This is a genomic window from Vibrio sp. OPT20, assembly GCF_963889365.1.
GTDB classification, from domain to species: domain Bacteria; phylum Pseudomonadota; class Gammaproteobacteria; order Enterobacterales; family Vibrionaceae; genus Vibrio; species Vibrio splendidus.
The window spans coordinates 205,229-223,468 of the sequence record NZ_CAWPOA010000058.1; the positions used below are offsets into that span (position 1 = coordinate 205,229).

Here is an 18,240-nt window from a genome sequence, read left to right on the forward strand (position 1 = left end):
TTTTTGAGATTCTATTTATAATCGATTAATGCCAGCTGCTACGCCGCTGGCATTTTATTATTGAGTGAAAATTGCTTTGAAATAGGCACTAAATGCTCAGAACTGTCGGATAAAATAGGGCATACTGGGCGCAATATATAGACCAAAGAAAGTAACCACGCGCATGAATCCAATCTGCCTCAACGACCCTTTTTCTCTTCCTAATGGCCAAGTGATCAAAAATCGCTTGTTCAAATCGGCAATGAGTGAACAGCTAGGTGATAAACATCATAACCCTAAGCAAGGTTTAGTCACGCTTTACCAGCGTTGGGCTCAAGGAGGAATTGGCCTATCCATGACGGGCAACGTGATGGTCGATAGAGGTGCGCTTGGTGAACCTAAAAACGTGGTGTTGGATGAGCAAAGTGACTTAAGCGTATTTCGTGAGTGGGCGAAGGTTGGAACACAAAATGGTTCGCAGATATGGATGCAATTGAACCACCCAGGAAAGCAAATCCCTAAATTCTTATGTGATAGCCCGGTTGCTCCTTCGGCTATCTCTTTAGAGCGTGGATTAGAAAAAGGCTTCAATACGCCACGAGCTCTGACTGAGACGGAAATAATCGCAATCATTGATAAGTTCGCGCTGAGCGCAAAGCTTGCAAAACAAGCGGGTTTTACTGGCGTGCAGATTCACGGTGCTCATGGTTATCTGGTAAGTCAGTTTTTGTCTTCTAGACACAATCAACGCCAAGACAAATGGGGTGGCTCACTCGAAAACAGACTTCGTTTCGTGCTTGAGGTTTATCGCGCGATTCGAAAAGAGGTCGGTGAAGATTTCCCTGTCGGAATTAAGCTTAACAGCGCCGACTTCATGAAAGGTGGCTTCACTGAAGAAGAGTCGATGCAGGTTGTACAAACATTGAGTGATAACGGTATCGACCTGATAGAGATCTCCGGCGGCACCTATGAAAGTCCATCAATGATGGGTTCAAAGAATAAGGCTGAATCAATCAAGGCCAGCACGGTAAAGCGTGAAGCGTATTTTATGGATTACATGGTGAAGGCGAGAAAACTCGTCAGCACACCGCTGGTGGTCACGGGTGGTTTCCGAACCGCGCAAGCAATGAATGAAGCATTAAACACCTCGGCGACCGATTTTATTGGTATTGCGCGCACAATGGCGGTTGATCCTGACTTCCCTAACAAGTTAATGAAGACCCTAGCCACGGCATGCCACTAACGGTGCCAACCACAGGAAAACCCGCATTAGATAAGGTAGCAATGGTCGGGCTAGTTTGGTATGAACATCAGATGTGGCGCATCGCCTCTGGCAAGAATTCCGACCCTAAACTAAGCGCATTAGGTGTGGTGTTAAAAACAATTCTCAGCGCTGGCTGGCACGCCTTCAAAAAGCGCAGAGCGTAAGCAGTCATGGATTGTTGAAGCAGAACTTTGAGGAATTGAAGTTCTGCTTTTTTGTTTGGTCAGCGAGTTTAGTCAGGTCATCAAGCGAAAATAGAAAGGCAAGACGTTATCGGGATTACAGCTTCACTTAATGCGTATGCAGCATGTTGGGTTCTGTTCTTTGACAGATATGAGGAATATACAGCTGAAGGTAAGATTCAGTCAGTCGGATAGCTTCATTGGCAAGTTTTGGTGTGATGCAACCATGTTGGCGATAAGATAACGAGTATATTTTATCTGCGACTTGCAGTGAGATAGCGAAGACATTGATGGATTGTGGTAACTGAGGAACATCAAAAAACTGTCGATAAATCGTTTCTACTTCTTTACCAAGGATTAAGTCATTCTCGGTGTCTGCATGACCTAACTCCGTGAACGTATGACGACCTAATATAAGCTTTTTGGCAATAGGGTGATCGTTGTAATAATTAACATACGCTGTTTCAATCATGCGGTTGATGTCAGTCCAATGATTAACATGCTCGGCATCGATACATTTACCTAACAGAGAGTCGAAATCAATAAAAACGTCATCTAATAGATTATGGAATAAGTTCTCTATATTTGGGTAGTGATGATAAACCGTGGATGTTGCCATTCCACACTCTTTAGCAACATCATACATTGAAATATCAGTAGCTTCGCGGCGTTCCATTAGTTGCACAACAGCATCATGAATTCGAATTAACTTTTCTTCGGTGGTTACTTTGCGCATCTAATGATCCTCACTGTTATTTGGAACACAAAAAACATAAAGGGTTTTCAAGCAAAGTTCCAATTGAAATATCAAAACTTAGACTTTATTACCCTTTATTTATATAAAACATTATAACCCAATGTTAGGCGTTAATATGTGTCCCCGTTTTACCTTCTATGATCTCTAACGCGCTAGATAGATCACCAATGTGTCCGTGTTGTTTTGTCTTTTCAACAAAAAGACAGCATGCGTCTACCTTCGGCCCCATAGAACCTGCGGGGAAAGTGTACTTTTTCATTTGTTCAACTGACACGTTCTCAAGCTTCTCTTCCTTTGGGGTTCCCCAATCTAAACAAACATGAGACCCGTCAGTGAGGATCAGTAAATGTTCTGCGCCGATTTCTTCTGCGATAAGAGCCGCTGTCATGTCTTTGTCGATTACTGCTTCGAAACCCACATAAGCGCCATCTTTTTCGACGACCGGAGCCCCGCCACCACCGCCACAAATAATTAGGTGCTCTTTCTCTAGCAAGTCTTTGATGGCTTTTATCTCTAGCACTTCTTTTGGCGAAGGTGATGGAACCACACGACGCCAGTGTGCGCCGTCAGGTTTCACAATCCATTGGTTGGCTTCTGCGAGTTGTTTGGCTTGTTCTTCTGTATAGACAGGGCCAATAAACTTGGTTGGGTCGGCGATCGCAGGGTCGTTCTCGTCAATCACAATGCGAGTAAGAATCGTCGTAGTAAAGCGATCTTGAATCGCAGCGTTCAACCCTTGCTGAATAAGGTAGCCAATCATTCCCTGAGTCTCAGCTCCAAGGACATCAAATGGGTAAGGAGGACAATCTTTGTAAGCATTGTTCTGTAATGACAGTAGCCCTACTTGAGGGCCATTTCCGTGCACAACCACTAAACGGTAGTCTTTACTGAGTTCAGCCAAAGACCTGGCGGTTTGCGCGATGCTCTTTTTTTGGTTTTCACAACTCATTACTTCACCACGTTGCAGTAAAGCGTTCCCACCGACAGCAACAACAATAATAGGCTTCGACATGTTTAATTCTCCAAATAATATTTTGCTCTTGGCAAATAAGTTGGTTTGAATTGTATTTAAATATTGTCGGAGTCGTGGGGATAAAAATCACAATTCGATTTGTGCTTAATATTTGATGTTTTTAGTCGCCTATATGTCACAGAAAGCCTTAATTATCTCTAGATTAACTAGATATGTGATCTTGGTTTTGAAATAGAAAATGTATTTATTAATCGAATGGTTATTGACCAAAATCAAGTATTCCGACTTTTAGCATTATAAATCTAATATTTGTTGGGTTTATTTTGTTTTTGTTCCGAACTCGTTTGTGTAAAACCGATATTCAATTTTCATCCCAGTTCACTTCATCGCTTTGCCGTTTAATTAATCCCGAATTAGAGATTAAGGAGCTAAGAGATGAGTAACGAAACGCAAGGAAAAATGGGGGTTACGGGAATTGCACTCTTTACACTGTGTGCAGTTTTGGTGGTCGACACATTAACCGCGTCAGCCAGTATTGGTGTCAGTGCCATTGGTTGGTGGGTGTTAATGCTGGTCTTCTTTGTCATTCCATATGGCTTAATTACTTCCGAACTGAGTACCACCTACCCTGGTGAAGGTGGGATTTACGATTGGGTAAAACAAGCCTTCAATTTCAAATGGGCAGTGAGAACAACGTGGTTTTACTGGATTAACGTGGGTTTATGGATGCCTGCGGTATACATCATGTTTGCAGGGATGTTTGCCGAACTCTTCATGCCAGATCTGTCTTTATGGGGACAAATTGCCATTTGTATATTACTGACGTGGCTAACGGTTTTGATTTGTAATGTGTCTGCCGACATCGGGGTGTGGGTCACCAATATTGGCGCAATATTAAAAATTGTCGTGATCAGTACATTGGGTGTGGGCGGCTTTATCTATGCAATGAAAAACGGTGTTGCCAACGAATTTACGTTGCCAGCTATGATGCCTTCATTGGATTCTGCGGTCTCTTTCTTACCTGCGATTGTGTTCAACCTAATGGGTTTTGAACTGGTTGCGACCATGACTAAAGAAATGAAAGACGTTCGTGATATGCCTAAGGCTGTCTTCCTCTCTATCGGTATCACCGCTTTCTTATACATCTTCGGTACGGTAGGCATTTTGATGGCGCTACCTGTCGAAAGCATTGGCTTGGTGTCTGGCCTTATCGACACATTTAGAACACTTTTTGGCACTGGTGTGGTTGGTACAGCGATGGTGTACATCTTCGGTACTTTCGCTTTGTTAACGCTTATCGGCAACATGGTGAGTTGGACAATGGGCGCTAGCCGAGCTGCTGCTGAAGCCGCTCAAGAAGGTGAACTTCCAGCCCCAGTCGCGAAAGTGTCTGAGAAAGGCTCTCCAGTTGGTGCAAACAACATCACAGGCACAGTATCAACGGTCGTTATCCTGTCTTACGCGCTATTTGCTCAGGGTAATGATGATCTGTTCTGGTCGATATTTGCCTTCTCTAGCTGCATTTTCTTACTTCCTTACCTGTTCATGTTCCCTGCATACCTAAAGCTTCGAGTGGTTGATGGTCAACGTGAACGCCCATTCAAAGTTCCGGGTGGCATGGCGGCTCAATGGGTCATGTCGATTGTTTGTTTCTTGGTCGTCCTTCAAGCCGTGATCTTATTCATTTTCCCTGAGGCCCTTGATCTAACTGTTGCTGATTGGGGATACACAGGACCTGTTTTGATTGGCGTGATTGCCACCATCCTTGCTGGTGAATGGATTCTTCTAGGTGCTCTAAAACGCAAGAAGCAGCAAGGTTCAGGCGATGACGACACGACCGAGACACAAGATAAAAAAGAAGCTCAAGCATAATTTAGGGGACATAACGATGAAAAAACTGATTGAGACTACTCCAAAACATGATGGCTTCAGAATGCCAGGGGAACACGAGCCACACAGCGAAATTTGGATGGCTTGGCCAGAACGTACTGACAACTGGCGCAATGGGGCAAAACCAGCGCAAGCGGTGTTTGCAGACGTTGCTACCAAGATCAGCCATACAACACCAGTCACCATGCTTGCGAGTTCAGACCAATACGATAACGCAGTATCTCGTTTACCAGAGGACATTCGAGTATTGGAAATCTCGACTGATGACTCTTGGATGCGCGACATCGGTGCGACTTATGTTGTTGATGACAGCGGTGAACGCCGAGGAGTGGATTGGGAATTCAATGCATGGGGCGGATTTGTCGATGGTTTGTATTCACCGTGGAATCGCGACAACCAAGTTGCTCAAAAGATGTGTGAAACCATTCGTGACTCTCGATACCGCGCTCCAATCGTACTAGAAGGCGGCTCAATTCATGTCGATGGCGAAGGCACGCTCTACACAACAGAAGAGTGCTTATTACACGAAAGCCGCAACCCAGATATGAGCAAAGAAGAGCTGACAGAAGTGCTGTGCGAACACCTCAATGTTGAGAAGGTAATTTGGCTGCCTCGTGGTTTATACAACGATGAAACCAATGGTCACGTCGACAATATTCTCCACGTCGTGAAGCCGGGTGAAGTGGTTCTCACATGGTGCGATGACAAGAATGATCCTCAATATGAGATTAGCAACGAAGCCTATGACTACCTCACCAGTCAGACCGATGCAAAAGGGCGTCAGATAAAGGTACACAAGCTGCCAATGCCTGGCCCTCTTTTCATGACCGAGGAAGAAGCGGCAGGTATCGATATCGCAGACGGAATGGAGCGAGAAGCGGGTGAGCGTTTAGCGGCGTCGTATGCCAATTACCTGATTACCAATAACCAAATTGTGTTGCCGTTGCTCGATCAACGCTACGACAACGATGTTATCGGGATCCTAGAAGGCATCTATCCGGGCTACGAAGTGAATGGCGTCCCGGCTCGAGAAATTTTGTTAGGTGGCGGCAACATCCACTGCATCACCCAACAAGTACCAAGAGTTTAGTTACAACAGAAAAACCAATTTAATCCAAAACGTAGCGGTTCTTGAAAGTGATGGCAGGTATTCAAAATCAAATTACCATGAAAGTGAACTTAAAAGAACCGCACACAAAATTATGAAAAATAGGAACTTATTATGAAATTACCTTCTTCTAGCGCAACTGAACTAAACAAAGCAAACCTAGAGCACATGGTTTCCATGAAAGATTTCTCTGTCGAAGAGATGGACAACATGATGGAGCTGATGACTCACCTGAAGCAGGCGCGTAAAGACAACGCTATTCCACCACTGTTCAAAGGCAAGTCAGTTGGGATGATCTTCGAAGCGGGCTCCACTCGTACACGTGTTTCTTTCGAGGTGGCAGCAACATTACTGGGGGGGCATGCGCTATTCCTATCACCAAAAGACATTCACTTAGGTGGTAAAGAGTCGATTGATGATACTTCTCGAGTGTTATCACGTATGTGCGACATCATCATGGCTCGTACCAATAGTCCTGAAACACTAGATGGCCTACTTGAAATGTCGACAGTGCCTGTGATCAACGGCCTTGATACGCGTTTCCACCCAACTCAAATGCTTGCGGATCTCTACACGATCAGAGAGCACATTACAGATGGACGTAAGCTATCAGACCTAACCTTGGCATTCATGGGTGACGCGACCGATGTGTGCCGTTCTTTGATGCTGACGTGTGCTAAGTACGGCATGGGCTTTAAGCAAATTGGTCCTAAGAAATACCACATGGAGCAAGAGTGGATCGACATGGCGCTGAACTTCTGTGAAGAGTCTGGTGGCACGATTGAAATTACTGATGATGTAGAACGTATCAGTGATTGTGACGTGGTGTATGGCGACAGCTTCTACTGGGTAACGCAAATGGATGAGAAGGAAGAGCGCCTTGCGGCATTCATGCCTAACTATGTGATCACAGAAGAGCTAATGGCTAAGGCTCGTCCGGGCGCAATGTTGCTGCACTGCCTACCTGCGAATGACAAAGAAGAAGTGACTCGCGGCGCACTAGAAAGTGAATACTCAGTGGCGTTCGATGAAGCTGAAAACCGACTCACAGCTCAGATGGCGATTTTGGTGTACTTTACACATAAAGATGCGGTTATCCCAACACAAGAAACCGTTAAGCATCATGAAGAAAAAATCAGCAGCTTCCTAAGTACTCTGTAGAGGTTTATTTGTGGGGGCATAAGAACCTCCACTGTGTTGCTCGAATTAAGCTGAACCAGTATTCATCACGATTTATTGGTTCGGCTATTTTTGTTCCTTTTATTTTGAAATGTCGGTAAACACGCAGCTAATTGGCTATATCTGACATCAATACTCGAATAGGAGATGTATCGACATGAGTGCCGATATTATTAAAGTTTCAAGAAACACTGAAGATGCACCGCTGAGCCCTTTCTCAACACAATCGGTGGCATTCTCACACTACAATAACCTTTCTGCTCAACTACCGATTGACCCTAAAACAGGCAGCTTGATCTCAGGCTCTTTGGAAGATCAAACCAAGCAGTGCTTACTAAACATTCAAGCGATTGTGGAGAGCATTGGACACCGCATGCACGACGTTGTGAGGGTAAATATATACTTGAAGAACATTGCGGATATCGATGCGGTTAACGAAATCTATGCGTCGTTTTTCCAACACTATGTTCCCACATGCACGACGCTAGCGGTAGCTGATTTACCGCTCGAAGGCGCTCACTTACAAATGGATGTAGTGATCTCGAATGGTGAAGGTACTTATCCTCAAGCGGCTTGTGAGTTAGTTAAAATTGCAAGAAACACCCAACACGCACCAGTCAGTTCTTTATCGACTCAGACGGTGGCTTTCTCTCACTATAATCACATTTCAGCCCAGTTACCGATTGATCCGAAATCGGGTAGCATCGTCGCTGGTGGAGCAAAAGAGCACGCGCTTCAATGCCTCAAAAACATTAAATCGATACTGGAAAATGTTGATGTTCCTCTTGATGACATTGTGAAGGTGAATATTCATGTGAGAAGCCTTGATGACCTTGCAGCAGTCAATGAAGTGTATACCACCTTCTTCCCGGATTCCGCGATTGCAAGAGCTGTCGGTTACATGCCAGCACGCTCGGTGACGGTGGTTGAAGGCCTTGCAATGGGAGCGTTAGTGCAGATGGATGCAACTGTGTCACACGGCGATGGCACTCCGCCACAAGCGGTTGAAGACCGGCATGGGATTGTAATTAATGCGACCAATACCAAAGCTGCGCCAATCAGCCCGCTTTCAACGCAAACTGTGGCCTTTTCACACTACAACAATATCTCCGCTCAATTACCGCTGGATCCAAGAATTGGAGCGATTGTTGCGAATGGCGCAAAAGAGCAGGCGATGCAGTGCCTGAATAACATTAAAGAAGTGATTGAGAACGTTGGTCATGTCATGGATGACATCGTGAAGCTGAATATCCAATTAAGAGACATGGCAGATCTAGATGTGCTCAATGACGTGTGCGCGCATTACTTTGAAGGTCCATTACCTGCGCGCACGGTTATCGGTGTGTCTGATATTCCTATGGGTGCTTTAGTGCAAATTGATGCGATTGCTTCCAATGGTGAAGGTACTCCACCTAGCCTTTAAGCTTTCTATTTAGCTTTTTAAACAACGAGGGTTGGCCGTGAGGTTAGCCCTCGTTTTACGTTTGTTCCAATACCAACATGAGTATTGGTTATAGTGTCCATAAGTGGAAAATCAGAGTAGACCAACTAGGATGAATTGAATTAAACCCTACAATTAATTCAACAACATGGTAGTTGCTATGAAGAAAATAACCCTTTTATCTGTTGCGATCTTATCCAGTCTTTCTTTCTCATCTTTTGCTAAAGATTGTGATCCCAATTTGTTGCCATCTTGGAAGGACAGCGAGAGCAAATCCGCTATTGTAGATTTTGTTGGGCAAGCCACCAAAGCAGAGTCTGATACGTTCGTTGCGGTCCAAGATCGTATTGCTGTATTTGATAACGACGGTACGCTTTGGTCAGAAAAACCTTACTACTTCCAACTAGCCTTTGCACTAGACCGTGTAAAAGAGATGGCGCCTGAACACCCTGAATGGAAAACAGAAGCACCGTTTAAGTTTGTACTTGAAGATGATATTGAAAGTGTTCTGGGTAGTGGCGAAGAAGGGTTATTGAAAATCATCATGGCGACACATTCTGGTATGACAGTAGAGCAATACCAGCAAGACGTTGAGCAATGGTTGGCGGTAGCAAAAGATAAACGCTTCAATAAAGCCTACACAGACCTTACTTATCAGCCAATGAAAGAGATGCTGACTTACCTGCAAGAGCATGACTTTAAAACTTACATTGTGTCGGGCGGAGGCGTTGATTTCATGAGAGTGTGGGCTCCGCAAGCTTACAACATTCCTACAGAACAGATCATCGGCAGCGCGCTCAAATACAATTACAGCTACAACGATGGTAAGCCGACGGTTACCAAGGGTTCGTCCATTTTGACCATTGATGACAAAGCCGGAAAGGTCACTAACATTCAGCATATTATCGGCAAGAAACCTATTCTAGCGGTCGGTAACTCAGACGGTGATCAAGCCATGATGCAATGGGCAACGAGCCAACCCAATTCAATGGCAATGATTGTTCACCATACCGATGCCGAGCGCGAGTGGCAGTACGATCGTAAGTCCCATGTTGGCAAGCTTGATAAAGCACTAGATGAGGCGAATTCCAGAGAGGATTGGACACTGATCGACATGAAATCCGATTGGTGTGAGGTGTATTAACGTCTAGTTTACACTCGGTAAAAACAACAAAGGCTCGGATTGTTGATTCGAGCCTTTTTTACAACAAGTATTTTCGAAGGAGCAGAGGGTAAGCGGGTTTGTATGAGTCACATACTTAGAAAAGAGTTAAAGATCGTTAAGCGAATCAATCGTCAAATGAGCCATAATGAGAGAGATATTCGCTAAGTTAGCTTTTATCGCCAGACGGCTAAATATCTCCCTGACCAAACTTTAATGACAGGTAACTATGAAACAATTGGATCTCAATTTAATCCGCGTTTTTCTGGTTTTGCTAGAAACCCAAAATACTCGCATTGCTGGCAATAAATTGGCGCTGAGTCAGCCCGCAGTGAGTAAAGCACTAGGGCGATTGAGAGAATACTTTGATGACGAATTGTTTACTCGTGTCCATTCCGGTTTGAAGCCAACTCCACGTGCGTTAGAGCTTGGTGAACGGCTGCCAATGATCATGGAAAGCTTAGACGACGTGATTCTTGAAACTCCAAGCTTTGACCCTGCCGAGTATCAAGGCAACATCACGATTGCGATTAACGGTTTTATCTCGAACTGGCTTGGTGCGCGTTTATGCCTTGGTCTCATTCAAGAAGCGCCCAATGCTCAAGTCAATATTGTTAATTGGGGCTCTCAAACGCTGAAAAAATTGTTGGATGGCGAGATACAAGCAGCTATCAACTTTTCTCCAATCGACACGAATAAGCAGTTTACCCATCAGATTATCGGTGAGGATGACTTTGTCGGGTTGGTTAAAACTGGCCATCCATTAGCTGGCAAAGTGATTTCACAGCAAGAGATAGATGAAGCGGAATACGCGAGTTTGGTGATACCGGGGTGGAATGATATTCAGCCTTATATCGCCAAGCATTTGTCGACAGAGCAGCTTAAAGTGAAAGCAAGAAGCTCGTATTTGCACACGCTATTAGAGGTCATTAAACAAAGTGACATGATTCTACCGTGTTCCAAGCAGCTTGCTCTTTATCTTCATGAAGAGTTCGATTATCTCTCTTTTCCTGATTATGCACCGGAAGAGCTCAAAAAGATCGTGTTGGTGGAATCTCATAACAAGAGAATGCACCCGATGAATCAATGGCTTAAGCGCAAAATTATCACTACCTCCCAAGCCATCATAAAAGAAAAGCAATAAGCCTCTCAAATGAGAGGCTAGGTTATTGTTAGTAGCTGTGATTGTTAGTAGCTGTTATTGCCAGTTAATTAACACTAATCACTCGCAACTCAGTCGTTATTCCCCGCTACTTAGCCGTGACCTGTGGGAAGTTGTGCATCTCACCTGATGCTACCGCTTCATCGCTAGGACGGTATGCACGAACCGCAAAGTTCCAGCCATCATCGTTTACTTCAATTACGTTATTTGCAGCGTCACAGGTTTGCCCTTTTGGCGCAAAGTGGATCGTGTAAGAACCGTCTTTATTGGGTGTTGATGTCGTTGAATCAGCACCGTTGTTGTTCGTCATCAACCAGCCTTGGCTTGAATAGGCCGTAATTGACCAATAACCGCCTTCGTCATAACGTAATGAGGGTGCTTCAAATGTGATGTTTGCACATTCTGTTTTACCTGTGCCCGCTCGTGATGTATACACAGCATGCTCTGCCGGCATACCAGCCCAACCTACCGCAGTACCAATCATAAACTGCTTGTTATCTGATGTTGCTGTGATGTTTGGTGTGAAGGCTTCTTCTGTCTTGATGTCATTAACTAGCTTCTCCCATTTTGCTCGGACGTTATCTCGAGAAGCATCATCCCAATCTGAAGCAGGTTCAAAAGGCTTAGCTGATTTCGCATTAATGACCGCCGCATCTTGCAGTCGATGCGCTTCATCTGCTCCAGCACTTGTTGCAGTTCGCATCAGTATGTAGATGTAGTCTGAACCTGCGATTTCTGAGTCGATGTAAATTTCTTCGCCACCATAAATGGCCATGTGGTTATCATGATTGTTATTGAAGATATGCATGATCTGGTACGCATCGCCTTTCGCCAGTTTGAATGTTGCGCCTTCTGAGACATCGACAACCGCGGTTGAATAGAGCAGGTCGGTGTTAGAGCGGATAATCATTTGGTTCTCTACCGTTACGTTCTCACGATTATGCTCAAAAACATTAACCGGTTGATGCTCTAACTGTTGAGTGAAGTAAAGGTCGCTTTCTGCACGAGCGAAGTTTTCGTCGGTTACTTCAACTGCTGCCATTGTTTGCATTGATGTGATGGTAATCAGTGTTGCTAAAATGGTCTTTTTCATATCGTTTACCTTGAGGTCGTCATTAGGAGATGACACTAATGTATCGGTTTGGCGGTGATTCTAAAAATGAATTGATGTTATTTAGATAATAACTAAAAGGAATTGAAAGGCCGGTTTTTGTGAAGCTTAGAGAGAGTTGTGACTGTTTTTTTGTTCGTTTGGTGAAGGTTTTTTGCACGAAGACAGGTCGTTAGTTAATGAAGCGATGCTTTGTTCATTAACTAAGGCTTTATCGGCAGGTAAGGCTTTAGTTAATGACTGAGGTATCCGCGCTTTTAAGCACTATGCTTTAGTCATGATTAAAAGAGGATTAATTATGAAATGGCTTATCTTATCTGTAACGCTATTGTTCGTGGCAGGATGCCAATCGACAGGCTCTGACACGTCTTCACATGATCAAATGAATCGAGTTCATTCTGGTGGTTGTAGCAGCTAATCCTTTTTTGAAAATACTTTTTAGCTGCTGTTATTATCATTTCTGTCACTGTTCTTATAAAGAACTCACTTCTACAAAGCCTTGCGATTACGTGAGGCTTTCTTCTATGTAAAACAACGCATCCCTGCCGATTTATGTTGTAAATTTGTGAATCTGAACTGTCTATATTCTAGGCTGTGTACTGGATCTCATTTGTTATTTGAGTCCCTTGCTAAGGTAAATAATGAATGTGTACTACCAATCACTTTACTCAACTTAAGAGGTTTCTATGCTAGGTGAAAATCACTCTCTTGTTCACGAATTTCCTGAAATGAAAGACAAAATTGCTGAGCTTGCTAAAACTGACGATGGCTTTGCAGAAGATATGAAGACATACGACAACCTTGATAAAGAGATTCGTAAACTAGAGCTGAAAGATTCACCCATTGATGACGGCTCGATGCACCAATTGAAACATGATCGTTCTGAGCTTAAAGATTCACTGCATGCTCGTTTAACGGGCTAGTGAGTTGGCAATTTTTCTGACTAGCTAAATGGCGAATTACAGACTTAGACAAAAACTCCTTCGGGAGTTTTTTTCGTTTTGGTTCAATCACTTCTTCACAATTCAACTGAGTTAATACGTTGTATTGTTATGTGAATGACGCATAATGAGGGTTATTGGTACACGATTTTTAAGATTTTATTGGTAATCTCATGAATATTGAACACCTCAAATTGTTTGTTCGTTTAGCTTCCACACATAACATCAGCATGGCTGGGCAAGAGCTTGGTTTGTCTCCTGCTGTTGCAAGCTCGCACATCAGTAAACTGGAAGACAATTTAGGCGTTCGCTTGGTCCACAGAACCACTCGTAAGGTCTCTTTAACCGAAGAGGGGGAAGCATTTTTACCTCATGCTGAAGAAGTGTTATCGAGTGTCGATGCTGCCAAGTCGGCGGTCGGTGTAGGCTGTGATTCTCCAACCGGAACGCTGCGAGTTACCGCATCTGCGTCTTTTGGACGTTTGCATCTTGTTCCTGCTTTACCTGGATTCTTAGAGCGCTACCCTGGGTTAAAAGTCGATCTCAGGCTATCAGACTCGATGGTGGATGTTGTTGAGGGTGGCTTTGATATCGCGATTCGTATCTCAGAGCTGAAAGACTCGACACTGATTGCCCGAAAACTTGCGACAGACAAGCGTATTGTGTGTGCATCGCCTGATTACTTAATCAAATATGGTAAGCCAGCCACACCTCGAGATCTTAATGATCATCAGTGTATTAGCTTAATTGGTTTAGAAAACTGGACCTTTAATACTGAAAGCGGGCCTAAGACGATTAAGGCATCTGGGTCGTTCAGGGCAGATAACGGAGAAGCACTGCGTGACGCAGCCTCAGGTGGTATGGGTATCACGGTGACATCGAATTGGTGTGCCTATGAACAACTGAAAAGCGGTCAGCTGGTTCAAATATTAGAAGATTACCCATTAACCTCAGAGCCTGCAATTTGGGCTGTGTACCCAAGCACAAGATTACTTGCACCAAAGGTGAGAGCCTTCATCGACTACTTCTCTGAATATTATGGTAATCCACCGTATTGGGAACAAAAGTAGAGTCAGATAGATTTAAGGAAAAAGCCCTACGTGACTAAGTTATGCGTTAGTCACGTAGGGCTTTTTTCTTGGAATCAGAAAATCACTTGAGCATAGCTGTCATTAAGAAAGCGTTGCTTTGATGATCTCTTCAATTTTAGCGACAACTTGTTGTGACTTATCACCGTAAATCGCATCTGGGTGCGGGTTTGCAAACGTGTTGTTGTCGTTATCAAAGTATTGACCGCCTGCTTGTGCGAACTCATCAGACAATGATGCACGAACTAGAATATCAGAACCAATGCTTAGGTCGCCGCCTGCAATGCCGTAAGCGTCTTTCACCATCTTGCTGCCTAGTAACGAAGCAGGGTTGACCGCAACCACCATTGGCCCTGTAGCGCCTAACTCTTTTGCCATCTCGCGAGTCCACATGGTGATCGCAAGCTTGCTTTGTGCGTAAGCGTCGCCATCAGAAAGCGGTTTCTTGCCTTCTAGCGCTTCGATGTTCACTGCTGCTTGCGCCGCTGAAGATAGGTTCACCACTCGGCTAGATGCACCGAGTACAGGTAGCAGACGTTTAGTCAGATGGTATGGTGAAATGGTATTCACAACAAAACGAACATCTAACCCGTCTTTAGTGATCGGGTTCGGAGTGTTGAACACACCTGCGTTGTTTATCAGTACATCAATCTTATCGTGCTCAGCAATTATTTCGTCAGCCAACGCGTCCACATCAGCCAGAATAGATAAGTCTGCCACGTAACTTTGAATTTTCGCTTCCGCAGAGATAGCCACAAGTTGCTGCTCTACGTCTTTGAGTTTGCTTGGGTTACGTCCATGCAATAAAACGTGGTGACCTTGTTGAACAAGTACTTTTGCCGTTTCGAAGCCGATACCATCGGTAGAGCCTGTGATCAGAATAACTTTTTGCATGGAATAGATTCCTTATTAAAGCGCTGACATGGTGAGCGTTTTTAAATGTGTTGTTTCGTTGAGATAAAGAATAGCAACCTTTTGTGAAGTTGATAATCAACCGGATTAATAAAACACTATTTAGTTTTTGTTGAAAATAGAGGTGTGAACAAAGTCTCAGGCTGAGCGGAATAGCAGACAATAAAAAAAGCTTAGCGCGGGGGACGCTAAGCTTGGTTGTTTAGTATGTTCTTGAACCATGTTTAGGCTGGTGGAATTAGCCGACTTGAGAAAAGCTCACTACTTTGCTTTGTAGCTTCTCTTTCAGGTAATCCGTTACTGCTTGCTGCTCGGATTCACTCATGTACAGGCCAAGCTTGGTTCTACGCCACAAGATGTCTTCGTCAGTCATCGCCATCTCTTCATTGATCAAGTAATCGATTTCAACTTGATAAACGCCATGCGCTTCGCCTGAGAATTGGTTGCCAAGGTCAGCTTCGCAATTTGCTCCTTCCAGTAGCTTCCACGTGTAAGTACCGAATTGAGTCACGTAACGAAGTAATAGCGCTTCAGATGCCCAAGGGTATTTAGTGTGGATCATCTTCGCAAGCTGCTCTCTGCTACAACTGAAGTTACCACCTGGAAGTGTGTTGTTGGCTGTCCAAGGCGCACCCATGTTGGTTAGGTGTGGTTCTAACTTCTTAAGTGCTGCTTCGCCTAGCTTACGATAAGTGGTCAACTTGCCACCGAAGATCGAAAGCAGTGGTGCTTGATCAAGCTCTGCGTCTAATTCGAGCGTGTAGTCACGAGTGATCGCTTGCGGTGAATCAGATTCGTCATCACAAAGCGGTCTTACGCCACTGTATGTCCAAACCACATCTTCACGGCCAAGTTGTTTAACAAAGTGTTGGTTAACAATATCAATCAAGTAATCCACTTCGACATCATCAATTGCGACGTTACGCGGATCGCCTTTGTATTCAAGGTCGGTAGTACCGATGATCGAGAACTTATCTAGGTAAGGGATCATGAACACAATGCGATTGTCTTTGTTTTGCAGAATGTACGCTTGTGGTTCGTCATGAATGCGTGGCACAACAATGTGTGAGCCTTTGATAAGACGAATATTACGAGGCGAAGCCTGCTCTAGTCCATCATCAAAGAACTGTTTAACCCAAGGACCAGCAGCGTTAACAAGCGCTTTTGCTTTGCGTTCAAAGCGTTGGTTGGTCATGACATCAAGGATCGTCACATGCCAAATACCACCTTCACGGTGCGCTTTTTCAACACGGCAGTAGTTACGTACTTCTGCGTTGTTTTCTTTCGCCGCTAACACGTTCAGCAATACCATACGCGCATCATCTACCCAGCAATCTGAGTATTCGAAACCTGTTTTCATCTCTGGCTTCAATAAACCTGATTTCGCCAAGTTCACTGTTTTACTACCAGGAAGCGTGGTGCGTTTACCCAAGTTATCGTAAAGGAATAGGCCACAGCGGATCATCCAAGCTGGACGTAAAAATGGTCGATGAGGTAAACGGAAACGCATTGGTTGAGCAACATGAGGTGCTTTTCTTAACAATACTTCGCGTTCTGCAAGCGCTTCCGAAACCAAACGAAACTCGTAATGTTCAAGGTAACGTAAGCCACCGTGGATCAGTTTTGAACTTGCAGATGAAGTAGCAGAAGCAAAATCATTTGCTTCGTATAAGCCAACGTTTAGACCACGACCTGCTGCATCTGCCGCGATACCTGCACCATTGATGCCGCCGCCAATCACGATCAAGTCTAAAGTGGAAGATGTACTGTTGTTTGAATTATTTTGTTGAGCACTCATGATTTTGACCTCTTGCTGAGCGAACGAGCATTTTAGAACATAAGTGAATCCTATCTTAACTTTCGTTTGCGGTCATTTATTATTTTCGTTTATGCGCGTTTTATGTGATTTGGACATAAAAAAACCTCTGCTTATGAAAGCAGAGGTTCAAATAAATCTAATTCGAGCATAGAAGCGACACTGGTAGTGAGGAAGTTTTACTTTTTTAACTTTTCTATAAAGAATCGTGATTCGTTTAAGAAAATGTCTTCACTGAGCACTTATGTTGAGTTATTCGCTCACAGGACGAGCGGTATCAATCACTTCTAATGGTATTGCTGAATCTTTAAGGATATTGAGAATCTCTTCCGGTGGCTGCTTATTAGTAAACACCATGTGCGCTTGAGAGATGTTGCCGAGCTTAACCATCGCGTTACGACCAAACTTAGTGTGGTCGACGGCTAAGAAGATACTGCGGCTGTTCTCGATGATGGCTTGTTTCACTCGAACTTCGTGATAGTCAAAATCGAGCAGTGAGCCGTCAAAGTCGATGCCACTGATGCCCAAGATACCGAAATCGAGGCGGAACTGCTTCACGAAATCGAGTGTTGCTTCACCGACAATACCACCATCGCGGTTACGTACTTCACCGCCCGCCAAGATAACCTTTATCTCAGGGTTCGGTAGAAGGATGCTCGCAACATTGATGTTGTTGGTCACGACTCTTAATTGTTTGTGATTTTTGTTGAGTGCGCGGGCGACCGATTCTGGCGTGGTGCCTATATCAACAAACAGGGTTGCGCCATCTGGGATGTGCTTAACTAGTTCGTCGGCGATCACGTCTTTTTCGTTGAAGTTAAGCGCTTTACGCGTGTTATACGAGGTATTTTCCGAGCTTAAAGGAATGGTTGCACCACCATGATAGCGACGAATTTTGTTGCTATCGGCAAGTTCATTGAGGTCTCGTCTGATGGTTTGTGGGCTGACATCGAACTTTTCAACGAGCTCTTCGGTACTCACATATCCTTGTGTTTTTACCAGATCTACAATCTGCTGGTGTCTTGGTATCTGCTTCACTTAACTTACCACTCCCTGCGCGCAAAGGGCTCTAGCGCGTCAAAATCGAAAATATAAACTCACGCTATTGTGCTCGAATTGATGAAAAGAGAGAAGTAATGATGGTAAGGAATCATGTCTAAACCGCAAAAACGCTGCGCAAAACGCGGAATTTGAGCCTGAAACGCAAAAAAGAGCACAAAATAGTGCTCTTTTTAGTTTCGTTTGCTGAGGTTCGAACAATCTAGTTGATTAGAT

The 18,240-nt window shown here is 44.2% G+C and carries 14 protein-coding genes and 1 pseudogene; 9 read left to right on the forward strand and 6 right to left on the reverse strand.

The window, feature by feature from the left end; all coding sequences use genetic code 11:
* Positions 1-163: 163 nt before the first annotated feature.
* Positions 164-1,407: pseudogene (locus AACR09_RS13075) on the forward strand (NADH:flavin oxidoreductase/NADH oxidase family protein).
* A 127-nt stretch (positions 1,408-1,534) separates the two neighbouring features.
* On the opposite strand, the gene AACR09_RS13080 reads toward AACR09_RS13075, so the two are convergent.
* Both AACR09_RS13080 and arcC read right to left on the reverse strand, forming a co-directional pair.
* Positions 1,535-2,161, reverse strand: a complete 627-nt coding sequence (locus tag AACR09_RS13080; protein ID WP_193835144.1) for a TetR/AcrR family transcriptional regulator — start codon at positions 2,159-2,161, stop codon at positions 1,535-1,537.
* 124 nt (positions 2,162-2,285) lie between these two features.
* Positions 2,286-3,194: a carbamate kinase gene (gene arcC, locus AACR09_RS13085; protein WP_193835145.1), complete on the reverse strand. Its 909-nt coding sequence runs from the start codon at positions 3,192-3,194 to the stop codon at positions 2,286-2,288.
* Positions 3,195-3,590: 396 nt separating this feature from the next.
* Between arcC and AACR09_RS13090 the strand changes: the two genes are divergently transcribed.
* The 6 genes from AACR09_RS13090 (at position 3,591) to AACR09_RS13115 (ending at position 11,079) form a co-directional block, all read left to right on the forward strand.
* Positions 3,591-5,027 (forward strand): APC family permease, encoded by a 1,437-nt coding sequence (locus AACR09_RS13090; RefSeq protein WP_017078523.1) that lies wholly within the window; start codon positions 3,591-3,593, stop codon positions 5,025-5,027.
* Positions 5,028-5,043: 16 nt separating this feature from the next.
* Complete coding sequence (gene aguA, locus AACR09_RS13095; RefSeq protein WP_193835146.1) at positions 5,044-6,135, forward strand: agmatine deiminase; 1,092 nt, start codon at positions 5,044-5,046, stop codon at positions 6,133-6,135.
* A 132-nt stretch (positions 6,136-6,267) separates the two neighbouring features.
* Positions 6,268-7,314 carry an ornithine carbamoyltransferase gene (gene argF, locus AACR09_RS13100; RefSeq protein ID WP_004732254.1) on the forward strand — a complete coding sequence of 349 codons (1,047 nt, stop codon included), beginning with the start codon at positions 6,268-6,270 and terminating at the stop codon, positions 7,312-7,314.
* Between the two features lie 175 nt (positions 7,315-7,489).
* Positions 7,490-8,755 (forward strand): RidA family protein, encoded by a 1,266-nt coding sequence (locus tag AACR09_RS13105; RefSeq protein WP_193835147.1) that lies wholly within the window; start codon positions 7,490-7,492, stop codon positions 8,753-8,755.
* Positions 8,756-8,933: 178 nt separating this feature from the next.
* Entirely contained in the window at positions 8,934-9,917 is a 984-nt protein-coding gene (locus AACR09_RS13110) for an HAD family hydrolase (RefSeq protein WP_193835148.1), read from the forward strand.
* Between the two features lie 247 nt (positions 9,918-10,164).
* Positions 10,165-11,079 (forward strand): LysR family transcriptional regulator, encoded by a 915-nt coding sequence (locus AACR09_RS13115; protein ID WP_017082586.1) that lies wholly within the window; start codon positions 10,165-10,167, stop codon positions 11,077-11,079.
* 106 nt (positions 11,080-11,185) lie between these two features.
* On the opposite strand, the gene AACR09_RS13120 is transcribed toward AACR09_RS13115, so the two are convergent.
* Positions 11,186-12,226 (reverse strand): DUF1214 domain-containing protein, encoded by a 1,041-nt coding sequence (locus AACR09_RS13120; RefSeq protein ID WP_193835149.1) that lies wholly within the window; start codon positions 12,224-12,226, stop codon positions 11,186-11,188.
* 668 nt (positions 12,227-12,894) lie between these two features.
* On the opposite strand from AACR09_RS13120, the gene AACR09_RS13125 reads away from it, so the two are divergent.
* Both AACR09_RS13125 and AACR09_RS13130 read left to right on the forward strand, forming a co-directional pair.
* Positions 12,895-13,131, forward strand: a complete 237-nt coding sequence (locus AACR09_RS13125) for a YdcH family protein (RefSeq protein WP_065606862.1) — start codon at positions 12,895-12,897, stop codon at positions 13,129-13,131.
* 191 nt (positions 13,132-13,322) lie between these two features.
* Positions 13,323-14,219: a LysR family transcriptional regulator gene (locus AACR09_RS13130; RefSeq protein WP_004732242.1), complete on the forward strand. Its 897-nt coding sequence runs from the start codon at positions 13,323-13,325 to the stop codon at positions 14,217-14,219.
* A 102-nt stretch (positions 14,220-14,321) separates the two neighbouring features.
* On the opposite strand, the gene AACR09_RS13135 is transcribed toward AACR09_RS13130, so the two are convergent.
* From AACR09_RS13135 to AACR09_RS13145, 3 genes are all read right to left on the reverse strand, one after another.
* Positions 14,322-15,131 (reverse strand): SDR family NAD(P)-dependent oxidoreductase, encoded by an 810-nt coding sequence (locus AACR09_RS13135; RefSeq protein ID WP_193835150.1) that lies wholly within the window; start codon positions 15,129-15,131, stop codon positions 14,322-14,324.
* A 256-nt stretch (positions 15,132-15,387) separates the two neighbouring features.
* Positions 15,388-16,947, reverse strand: a complete 1,560-nt coding sequence (glpD, locus tag AACR09_RS13140) for a glycerol-3-phosphate dehydrogenase (protein ID WP_193835151.1) — start codon at positions 16,945-16,947, stop codon at positions 15,388-15,390.
* 270 nt (positions 16,948-17,217) lie between these two features.
* On the reverse strand, positions 17,218-18,003 hold the full coding sequence (locus tag AACR09_RS13145; protein WP_004732237.1) for a DeoR/GlpR family transcriptional regulator: 786 nt from the start codon (positions 18,001-18,003) through the stop codon (positions 17,218-17,220).
* Positions 18,004-18,240: the final 237 nt, after the last annotated feature.

Bases quoted from the DNA above. Each gene is read 5' to 3' on its own strand.
- AACR09_RS13080 (WP_193835144.1), bottom strand. From the start codon at position 2,161: ATGCGCAAAGTAACCACCGAAGAAAAGTTAATTCGAATTCATGATGCT.
- arcC (WP_193835145.1), bottom strand. From the start codon at position 3,194: ATGTCGAAGCCTATTATTGTTGTTGCTGTCGGTGGGAACGCTTTACTG.
- AACR09_RS13090 (WP_017078523.1), top strand. From the start codon at position 3,591: ATGAGTAACGAAACGCAAGGAAAAATGGGGGTTACGGGAATTGCACTC.
- aguA (WP_193835146.1), top strand. From the start codon at position 5,044: ATGAAAAAACTGATTGAGACTACTCCAAAACATGATGGCTTCAGAATG.
- argF (WP_004732254.1), top strand. From the start codon at position 6,268: ATGAAATTACCTTCTTCTAGCGCAACTGAACTAAACAAAGCAAACCTA.
- AACR09_RS13105 (WP_193835147.1), top strand. From the start codon at position 7,490: ATGAGTGCCGATATTATTAAAGTTTCAAGAAACACTGAAGATGCACCG.
- AACR09_RS13110 (WP_193835148.1), top strand. From the start codon at position 8,934: ATGAAGAAAATAACCCTTTTATCTGTTGCGATCTTATCCAGTCTTTCT.
- AACR09_RS13115 (WP_017082586.1), top strand. From the start codon at position 10,165: ATGAAACAATTGGATCTCAATTTAATCCGCGTTTTTCTGGTTTTGCTA.
- AACR09_RS13125 (WP_065606862.1), top strand. From the start codon at position 12,895: ATGCTAGGTGAAAATCACTCTCTTGTTCACGAATTTCCTGAAATGAAA.
- AACR09_RS13130 (WP_004732242.1), top strand. From the start codon at position 13,323: ATGAATATTGAACACCTCAAATTGTTTGTTCGTTTAGCTTCCACACAT.
- AACR09_RS13135 (WP_193835150.1), bottom strand. From the start codon at position 15,131: ATGCAAAAAGTTATTCTGATCACAGGCTCTACCGATGGTATCGGCTTC.
- glpD (WP_193835151.1), bottom strand. From the start codon at position 16,947: ATGAGTGCTCAACAAAATAATTCAAACAACAGTACATCTTCCACTTTA.